This window comes from Bradyrhizobium sp. UFLA05-153 (assembly GCF_054185185.1).
Genome location: NZ_JBBIAM010000225.1, coordinates 1 through 7316, shown reverse-complemented (window position 1 = coordinate 7316; position 7316 = coordinate 1). Strand labels below are relative to the sequence as shown.

The following is a 7316-nucleotide window of genomic DNA, read 5'->3' as shown; positions in this document are numbered from 1 at the left end:
GGTGTGGTCAGGTCACTTGCCATCCTGGGCGGACCTCATCACCGCTACCTCAGGATTTAGGTTTTCGGTATACACAGGTAGGATATCGCGCTGTGGCGATGAGATGATGCGGACGATGCTCTACGAAGCAGCGCAGAGCATGTTGCATTCGAAGAAATGGTCATGGCTTAAAGCCTGGGCCATGCAGATCGCCAGGCGCCGCGGAATGAAGAGGGCGATCGTCGCCCTGGCCCGCCGGCTGGCCGTCATCATGCACCGCATATGGATTGATGGCACCGAGTTCCGGTGGACCCGGGAGCCGGCCGCGGCAGCAGCATGAAAGCCGTTCAGGATCAAACCCGATAAGGAGAACACTCGAGATCCACCCAGCAGTGGAAAGATGTCCCTCGCGGGACGATGGATGAGGTGAGTTCGCGAGTCCGCTTGAACCTGCCGTTCAAACTGACGGCAAGGCCGCGGTATAGATTGTTCTACCTCATCCTCGAATCCCATGATGGAAGGGCCCTGGCGCCGATTCCGAAGAGAAGCACGAACCCGTGAGCGACATCGACACTGCAGTGGCGGATAGTCTGAAAGTGCTTGACCTCAAACGGCCGATTAGAGAAGCGGCCCCGATTTGCTCACGCTGAATTCTTTCGCATTTTGTCCATCTCCGACATCACCCCTTCGGCACCCCCGCCATGTGTAGCCCTTTCACTATGCGCTTGGCGCCTGCTAGGAATGCCGGATTGTCGCTTACCAAGAAGCTCTTAACGCGACGAATGGTGAACGTCGGATTGAGCGCAAGTCCGGTTTTCGCGGCAGCTTGCGCCTCGCGCGATTTACCAAGAAGCGCGAGCGCAGCAGCCAGTCCAAAATGCGAAAAGGGATGATTTCGATTGGTTTCGATCCCGCGAAGGAACCAAGTGACCGCTTCAGCGTCTGCTGAGAGCTGCATCTTGGCACAGCCCACGTCACTCATCCACTCAAAGGCGAAGATATCGTGAGGAGAGAGTCGTAATGCTTCGTTGACGTGGCCCTCGGTGTCTGCGCCACGACCCATAAAAAATTTGGCGATACCCATGACCGCGTGCGCCACGGCAAAATTGCGATCCAACGCCAACGCTCGCTCGCACTCAGCCATGCCTTCGGCCACGCGTTTCGTATAGATGAGCACGGTCCCTAAGTTCATATGGGCCCAAGAATGGTTCGGTGCAAGTGACAGCGCCTTTAGCAGTGTCGTCTCCGCCGCAACCAGGTACTGGCGATAGTCGTCGGTCAAAAATGCGATTGCAACTATCGTGTCGGCCGTCGCAATCCAGATCATCGCATCGACATTTCCAGCGTCAGCCGATAACGCCCGTTCAAAAAAGTGACGTGCTCGCACCAGGTATTCAGACGTAATTCCTTTGTTCCACCAATAGCGGCCTTGGAAATACAAATCCATTGAATCGGGACGCGGGGTTTTTTCGGCTCGCCGTGCCTCAGCTTCAATGAGTTGCGCGTTCAGCGTATTAGCGAGCCTCGATACGATCTCATCCTGAAGATCGAACAAATCGGCGACGGGCTTGTCGAAACGATCGGCCCACAGATGTGCGCCGGTTTCGGCGTCCACGAGTTGGACGTTCACCCGAAGTCTGTCGGCGCTACGCTGTACAGAGCCTTCGAGCACGTAGCGGACGTTCAATTCTCGACCAATCTGCCTGACATCGACCACCTTGCCTTTGTAAGTGAATGCAGTGTGTCGGCCGATGACGAATGATCCCCTGATGCGCGATAAGTCCGTGGTAAGGCTCTCGGTGACGCCATCCACAAAATAGTCTTGCTCAGGATCACCGCTGAGATTGGCGAAGGGCAGCACAATGATCGAGAGGCGCGGGCGTGAAGATACGGCCGACATCGCTGGGGTAGCCTGCGGCACCGACTGGAACCCATTTACCAGAGCATAGGCTCGCACCGGACAATCGATGTTCTTGAGGTTCTGTTCGCCAAGATCAGCGAACTCAAACCCGAGCTTACCCCGCACGTGATCATAGGCAGTAGACGAGATGCAAACGCCGCCCGGTTCTGCGATGCTCTCAAGCCGCGCCGCAATGTTTACGCCATCGCCAAAGATGTCATGCGGCTCGACGATTACGTCGCCGACACTGATGCCGACACGGAAAGCAAGGCGCCTATTTTCCGCGTCGCCAATCGTGAGGCGATTCATGTGGGCTTGAAACTCCGCGGCAGCCCGAACCGCTTGCACGGCGCTCGAAAACTCCGCCAAGAACCCGTCGCCGGTGTACTTGACGATGCGGCCGCCGTGTTCAGCGATTGCCGGGTAGACAGCCTCCGTTAGACGTGAAGTAAGCCTAGCGTGCGTATCCTCTTCGTCACGATGCATGAGCCGCGAATAGCCAGCCACGTCGGCGGCCAATATAGCCGCCAACCTGCGCTTAATCCGAACTGGCGGCTCCTGCACCATGGCATGCAATCCAACCTAAACGCGATTTGTACATCGGGTCACATGGGGTGCCTATAGGGGCCGATGTCGCATATTGGCCCATCGCGACATATTGCACCGCCATGCATCCTCGGTCGCTAACGGAGCATAGCGAAAATCGATAGGCCGACGTCTATTGCAGAGAGCGACGCTCGTGACCCAGAGCCACCCTGCGCTACGCATCGCATTTGCCACCGCACTGAATGCGACGACCATCGAGACGTGATACATTGCGTCCCGTCGTCCTCACGCTGCTAAGAGGATCGAATGAAGCGGCGGGAGTTCATAGCGGGAACTGCGGCGCTGCTCGTTTCGCCATGTTATTCACGCGCGCAGGGTAAACGCCATCGGCTTGGTTTTCTTGCCGTAGGTGATGGGAGCGGGAGGGCCCTTAACCAAGCCGAGCAAGCGTTACCTGATGCGCTGCGAAGCCTCGGCTGGATCGAGGGAAAAAATCTGAACATCGAGTATCGCTTTTCCCAACCCCCGGATCGACTGTCAGCTTCGGTTGCCGACCTAATTGCTCTCAGTCCCGATGCGCTCATCGTGGCGGGATCGCCCGGAGCCCTAGCCTTGAAATCGGCAACAAACACCATTCCGATTGTATTCGTGGCTGTTGTGGCCGATCCAGTCGGGCTCGGCCTCGTGCAAAGCCTATCTCGACCAGGCGGCAACATAACGGGTCTTACGACCGTCGTACCTGAAGATTTCCTCGGGAAACGCATCGAAATCATCCGGGAACTGATTCCTAACGCAACGAAAATTGCGCTGCTGCTCAATCCGGGAAATCCCTCACACAGGCTGATACTAGCCCAGGACGTGCCTCACATAGCCCGGAAGCTTGGCGTCGCTCTGCCGATCGTTGAGGCGGCCACGCCCGAGGAACTCGACGTTGCCTTTGCTTCGGCCGCGGCCCACCACGCCGATGCCATAGTTGATCTTGGCGATCCTCTCACCTACGTCCAAGCTCCGCGAATTATCGCGCTTGCGGCGAAGCATCATCTGCCAGCAACCTACTTGTTCCGACACCACGCCAATAGGGGAGGATTGGTCATCTACGGCCCCGATCTAGCCGATCTATTCCGCCGTGCGGGCGACTACGTGGACAAGATACTCAAAGGCGCCAAACCTTCCGACTTGCCCGTAGAGAGGCCGACCAAATTCGAACTAGTGATCAATATGAAGACTGCCAAAGCACTCGGTCTCACTGTGCCGCCCTCGTTGCTCATTCGCGCCGACGAGGTGATTGAGTAAATATCAGCGAATGTCAGGTTCTGGCCCGTCGCGGCATTTCGCGGCGATGCAGAATTTGGTCGCTACCGGGGGCATAGCGGACATTGAGCAGAACGCACCGCAGTCTCGACTTACGTGAACACATCCCCAGGAAGCTTCCTCTTCGGCAGCGAGGCCGCCAGATGGCTACGGACCCGGTGAGGCAGATCCCGGAGGTACGGGCTGCTCCGCGGGCTCCCACCGCGCTGCAAGCTGCTTGATCTGCTCGAAACCGAGGATCGACTGCGACAGTTGGCCTTTTCGGACTATTATCGCCATATCGCGATCTTCGGGCAGCAAAGCCATCGCTCTCGCGACTGCAGAGCGTAGTCTCATCACTCCGTGGTTGGCCAAGACCACAATCTCTTCCGGGTCTAGGACTGCGGGCATTGTCCGTCCCCATGCTGGCCGCAAGCCAGCAACCAGCCGTTGATGATTTCCCACTTGTCTCGCCCCCTCGCTTGGAATTTCAGGAGCGGGGAGCGCTTGTCCTCTAGTTCGCAAAAGAAGCTCAACGTATCGCGGGCGGTGGCTGCCCCACGATCGATCGACTGAGCCTGAAGCCAACGCCGCCATTCGCGAATAATCAGCAGTTTGCGTTGGGTTTGATAAGTCGACGCGCGTCTCCGCCCCATGAGGCAGGCCCCCCGAAGGTCCTCAGTTGGTCGCGCTGGCTTTGTTAGAAGGCTCTATTCGAAGCGTTGGATAGGCATCCAGACGGTACCGGGCATCCGCCGTACCGATGGCACCATCGAACCTGCGATATGAACGAGAGACCTTAAGGCTTTCTAAATCGGGATATGACGCTTTTGTTCGCAGTCTGAAGTGCCTTAACTACGCTTATCGCAACAGTTGCGCGTTGACCGCGCCCGCGAAGGACCGGCGCAGTCGTTGGGCACTCAGGCCGCAAGCCTGGAAGTAGCGCAGGTCGCGTTTGGCCACTTCCGATCCGCTAGTAGACCAAGCCGCCATATCATCCCGTCTTCAGCTCCGCATAAAGCCTTCGCACTCGCCTTCCGCCCAGGCGAGCGTCTTCTCCATCGCTTCACCCCGCGAGTAGCGGAGGCACATCTTGGTCAGCGTCGCCTGTGTGAAGATTTGCTGCGCGATCTTCGGCGGGGCGGGCCAGGCCGCGATTGCTAGTTTCTGATGATTGTAGGGATTGGGGTAGTGATAGAGCGTACCCTTCGGCGGCTCCGCTTCCGCCCAGACCTTTAACATCGTGAACTTCTCGTGAGCCGGGAGATCATAACCTCCGCTAGCGACCACCAACTTCTCAATCGATGGTGGCTGCGAGAGATAGGCGAGCAGGCTCTTGGCGGCTTCTTTATTCTTCGAAAATGCCCAGATCGTCCAGAAGAAGGGCAGATAGGGCGCGAAGCGGCCCTTGGGACCAGCCGGGAAGCCGTGGGTCCACAACTGCTCGGCCACTTGCTGTGCGTCACGCTTAGCGACCGCCCACGCACTCGGTTCCTTCGCGTGCGTCAAGACGGTGGAGACGGTGTCCTGACCTGCTTGATCCTCAACTCGAACCGCAGGGAATGGCGGCCTTGCCGCACGGCGATGCCCCTTCTCCAGCAGGAACGCACGGATCTGATTGATGACGCCGGTACGCTGACCGACCAATCGATCGCGGACGCGGTGCAGTGCCTGAAGGTCGAGTTGATCGGCGGTCTTGGTCGCGACGAACTTCATGGTCGGGCGTTGGACGGCCTCGGCGATCGCTTCCGCATCTCGGAAGTCATTCTTCTGTCCCTTTGAATACGGGCGCACGTATTTCGCCGGCATCATGCGGGCGTCGTGGCCAAGCATTTGCAGTTTGCGGCTGAGATGATGGGCACCTACGCAGGCCTCCATGCCGATCAAGCACGGCGGCAGGTTGGCGAGCCGTGCTTCCACCTGGCCGCGTGACCACTTCTGCCGCAGCACGATGGCACCGCGGTGATCATGACCCACGATGTGGAACGAGTTCTTGCCGATATCGATGCCGATCACGGCGATCGCTGCGTTGAGTTTCTGAGACATGGCGTGCTCCTTGTCTGAGCGCCCCTTGCCAGCTTCTCGTGCTGGCAGGGCCGGAGCACGGCCGGACCATCCCATTATCGGACCTACCGAGTTGACGCACGTTCATGTGCCACAGGCCCGGCAAGATGCCACTTGAGGCAAACGGGCTCCTGCGATTACCGCTCACAGTTGCGCAACAAAGTGCTAGGCTCCCCCTTGTCCCGGTCTGGCCGTTCGGAGGGTGTTGTGACCGAGCAGCGGGTTCAGAGGCGATTGGCGGCAATCTTGGCCGCCGACGTAGTCGGTTACTCTGCGTTGATGCAACGCGCTGAGGAAGCCACCTACGAAGAGTTCGAGCGGCTCAAGCGAGAATACCTGAAAGCACCTGACTGTTACGCGCTCGCGGACTGACGTGAATGGGCCAATTTCGGAAGTCGTCGAAATCATTAGATCACTTCGTGGGCACGGGCGAGTAGCAATCTTGAAACACCGAGGCCGAGGTCCCGGCGCGCCCACTATTGCATTCCGATACTGGCCTTGTAGAAAGGCCGCCTCGCGGCGGCCTCTCTCATTTAAATGCGATGAGCTGTGTCGCTTCGGCCTTAGCGCAAATCGATCAGCTTTTCGAAGCGCTCCTCGCCCAAGCAAGGGACGCCGCAGCTATCGGCACCGCCTCGCCGACGTCGACCACGGGAACGACATTGACGTCGTTCCAAAAGTTGTACTTTGAGACGAACGTGAAGATAACCTTGGGGTCGTTGGCCTCGACCAGCACGTAACCTCCGTTACCGGCCAGGTTCGAGACGAATGCGTGGACGGTCAAACCGTCTTCTGGCTTCCACTTGCCGAACGCGGTCAGGAGAGCTTCCGAGCCCGCAAAACCTTCGTCGTGCGTGAGCCCGGCTGAGCGGATGGTGTATTCAATCATGTACTTCATGAAGAAGTCCTCTCTTCAAAAAAATGAACCAATTGACTTGGCGCGTTGGATTTGGCGTTGCGCGGCGCGGGGGAGGCCCGGTAGCACCAATTGCGATGCCTGCGAGCAATGTCATCGTATAAGTTTTCATGACCTCCTCCCAGTTGCTTGCCGATGATCCGGCAGCCAACAGTACTGCTATTTGAGACCGCGTAGTGAGCGATCTAGGACGCCGGGCTCGGAATTAGTCCGGCGGCACACGGCGTCCATAGGAACGCAATATGATAGCGGTATTGAAGTCACACAGACGGAATGGCCGCTAATGGGTCAATCTCGACATTCTTGCAGTTGGCCCGCCACGTCCCATCTACCCCATTCGCGACCGAGCCAGCTAGTCCAGCCCGCTACCTGATGTCTGCTTTGCCCCGAAAGCGACCCACTTGTGCGCGGCAACGAAATGACGCGAAGGGCCCAGGCTGTGTAGAAAAGCCCGTATCAGCATCGCGTGCAGACCGCACCGCCGGGAACTTGCCCGGCTGAACACATTCTTCTTGGAAGCCGTCTCCGGGCGAGCGTAGCGCTCCCTAGTACTACTGAGTCAGTTGGTCGCGGCGGCTTAGGTGTGAGAATCAAGTATCTGTAGGGATTCAGAATTTGGCA

6 protein-coding genes and 1 pseudogene are annotated in these 7316 nt (G+C 58.1%); 3 read left to right on the top strand and 4 right to left on the bottom strand.

Features of this window, described 5'->3' with window-relative positions; translation table 11 throughout:
- On the top strand, positions 1 to 319 hold a 319-nt coding region (locus Q2941_RS49950; RefSeq protein WP_458197299.1), incomplete at its 5' end, for a transposase.
- 339 nt (positions 320 to 658) lie between these two features.
- On the opposite strand, the gene Q2941_RS49945 is transcribed toward Q2941_RS49950, so the two are convergent.
- Entirely contained in the window at positions 659 to 2446 is a 1788-nt protein-coding gene (locus tag Q2941_RS49945; RefSeq protein WP_458197298.1) for an adenylate/guanylate cyclase domain-containing protein, read from the bottom strand.
- Between the two features lie 285 nt (positions 2447 to 2731).
- On the opposite strand from Q2941_RS49945, the gene Q2941_RS49940 reads away from it, so the two are divergent.
- Positions 2732 to 3718 (top strand): ABC transporter substrate-binding protein, encoded by a 987-nt coding sequence (locus tag Q2941_RS49940; protein WP_458197297.1) that lies wholly within the window; start codon positions 2732 to 2734, stop codon positions 3716 to 3718.
- Positions 3719 to 4720: 1002 nt separating this feature from the next.
- On the opposite strand, the gene Q2941_RS49935 is transcribed toward Q2941_RS49940, so the two are convergent.
- Both Q2941_RS49935 and Q2941_RS49930 read right to left on the bottom strand, forming a co-directional pair.
- Positions 4721 to 5167 carry a type 2 periplasmic-binding domain-containing protein gene (locus Q2941_RS49935; RefSeq protein ID WP_458197296.1) on the bottom strand — a complete coding sequence of 149 codons (447 nt, stop codon included), beginning with the start codon at positions 5165 to 5167 and terminating at the stop codon, positions 4721 to 4723.
- Between the two features lie 92 nt (positions 5168 to 5259).
- Positions 5260 to 5761, bottom strand: a pseudogene (locus Q2941_RS49930) (IS110 family RNA-guided transposase); the annotation flags it as partial.
- A 225-nt stretch (positions 5762 to 5986) separates the two neighbouring features.
- Between Q2941_RS49930 and Q2941_RS49925 the strand changes: the two are divergent.
- Complete coding sequence (locus Q2941_RS49925; RefSeq protein WP_458197295.1) at positions 5987 to 6151, top strand: hypothetical protein; 165 nt, start codon at positions 5987 to 5989, stop codon at positions 6149 to 6151.
- A 205-nt stretch (positions 6152 to 6356) separates the two neighbouring features.
- Here the strand turns inward: Q2941_RS49925 and Q2941_RS49920 are convergent, their stop codons facing one another.
- On the bottom strand, positions 6357 to 6677 hold the full coding sequence (locus tag Q2941_RS49920) for a DUF3303 domain-containing protein (RefSeq protein WP_458197294.1): 321 nt from the start codon (positions 6675 to 6677) through the stop codon (positions 6357 to 6359).
- Positions 6678 to 7316 lie beyond the last annotated feature (639 nt).

Coding starts and splice junctions, on each gene's coding strand:
- Q2941_RS49945 (WP_458197298.1), bottom strand. CDS start 2,446: ATGGTGCAGGAGCCGCCAGTTCGGATTAAGCGCAGGTTGGCGGCTATA.
- Q2941_RS49940 (WP_458197297.1), top strand. CDS start 2,732: ATGAAGCGGCGGGAGTTCATAGCGGGAACTGCGGCGCTGCTCGTTTCG.
- Q2941_RS49920 (WP_458197294.1), bottom strand. CDS start 6,677: ATGAAGTACATGATTGAATACACCATCCGCTCAGCCGGGCTCACGCAC.